Genomic DNA, 1350 nt, shown 5'->3' with positions numbered 1-1350 from the left:
TCCCCCCCGCGGGGCCGGGGGGGGGGGGGGCCCCCGTATACCCCCCCCCCCCCCGGGGGCCCGGGGCCCGGATCGAGGAGGTCCGGCGCGAGGAGATGGCCGCGGCCGCCCACGCGCTCGGCGTGCGCCTGCACTGGCTCGGCTTCGTCGACTCCGGTCTGCCCGAGGGCGACCCGCTGCCGCCGCTGCCCGAGGGCTGCTTCGCGCTGGTGCCGCTCGAGGAGTCCACCGTGGCGCTGGTGCGGCTCGTGCGCGATTTCAAGCCGCACGTGATCACCACCTACGACGAGAACGGCGGCTACCCGCACCCGGATCACATCCGGTGCCACGAGGTGTCGATGGCCGCCTACGAGACGGCGGGCGATCCGGCGAAGTTCCCGGAGGCGGGCGCTCCCTGGACGCCGCTGAAGCTGTACTACGACCACGGCTTCAGCACGAGACGCCTGGAGACCTTCGCCGAGGAATACGAGCGCATCGGCGAACCGTTCCCGCTGCAGGAGTGGCTGGATCGGATGCATCAGTTCAAACGCGGAGCCGCGTGGAACCGGGTCACCACCCAGATCGAATGCTCGAAATACTTCCCCCAGCGTGACGACGCCCTGCGCGCGCACGCGACCCAGATCGATCCGAATGGGGCGTTCTTCGCGATCCCGTTGGAGATTCAGCAGCGGCTCTGGCCGACCGAGGAGTTCGAATTGGCCAAGACGAGGGTGAGCACCGCCATCCCGGAGACCGACCTGTTCGCCGGCATCGAGGACGCCGACCGGTGATGTTGGTCTACCTCGCTCAGAACACCCCCACCGGACCCGAGTTCGGCAAGGCGTCCCCGCTCGGCCTGCTGGTCATCCTGATCCTGCTGGCAGGCACCGTGCTGCTCGTGCGCTCGATGAACAAGCACCTCAAGGGCCTGCCCGAGACGTTCGAGCCCGAGCACCCGGAACCGGACCAGAAGGCCGACGAGGGCACCGAACCAGGCGCCATCGAGCCCGAGCCCGGCGACGGCACCCCGAAAACCGGCTAGGGCAGCCGGGCGATATCGGTCACCAGCTCGCCGACCAGATCCCTGGCGGCAGCCGCGTGCTCGGCCAGCTGCCGCGGCGCCCCGCCCGCACTCAGCTCGATCATCTTGTTCATCAACCCGAAGATGACCACGAGCCTGCGCAGTGCGGCCCGGCGCTCGGCCACGGATAGCTCGGCACTGTGTACTGACTCTGTCCCCGTCACAGGAGAGTGATCGGCCCACCGCCCCACAACGTTTCGCGGAAACTCGCTGACGTGGGATCAGACAACCGAGCTGTCCGCGGTCCGGGCACTCACCAGTCGATGAGGTCGAGTTCGTGGAGGCGGCGG

3 protein-coding genes are annotated in these 1350 nt (G+C 69.3%); 2 read left to right on the top strand and 1 reads right to left on the bottom strand.

Annotation, left to right across the window (positions count from 1 at the left end; all coding sequences use genetic code 11):
* Together mca and ACFWPJ_RS33000 are read left to right on the top strand one after the other, a co-directional pair.
* Nucleotides 1-770, top strand: a 770-nt coding sequence (gene mca / locus ACFWPJ_RS33005; protein WP_378857471.1) for a mycothiol conjugate amidase Mca, incomplete at its 5' end; no start/stop codon positions are given.
* A complete protein-coding gene (locus ACFWPJ_RS33000) occupies nt 770-1021 on the top strand; it encodes a hypothetical protein (RefSeq protein ID WP_378857473.1) in 252 nt (83 codons plus the stop codon). The genes mca and ACFWPJ_RS33000, both read left to right, overlap by 1 nt.
* On the opposite strand, the gene ACFWPJ_RS32995 is transcribed toward ACFWPJ_RS33000, so the two are convergent.
* Nucleotides 1018-1185, bottom strand: coding sequence for a hypothetical protein (locus tag ACFWPJ_RS32995; RefSeq protein ID WP_378857469.1), 168 nt, complete (start codon nt 1183-1185; stop codon nt 1018-1020). The genes ACFWPJ_RS33000 and ACFWPJ_RS32995 overlap by 4 nt on opposite strands.
* Between the last annotated feature and the right edge of the window lie 165 nt (nt 1186-1350).

The organism is Nocardia sp. NPDC058497, from assembly GCF_042720195.1.
Lineage (GTDB): Bacteria > Actinomycetota > Actinomycetes > Mycobacteriales > Mycobacteriaceae > Nocardia.
This window is presented reverse-complemented; position numbering and strand designations above follow the sequence as displayed.

Bases quoted from the DNA above. Each gene is read 5' to 3' on its own strand.
- ACFWPJ_RS33000 (WP_378857473.1), top strand. From the start codon at position 770: ATGTTGGTCTACCTCGCTCAGAACACCCCCACCGGACCCGAGTTCGGC.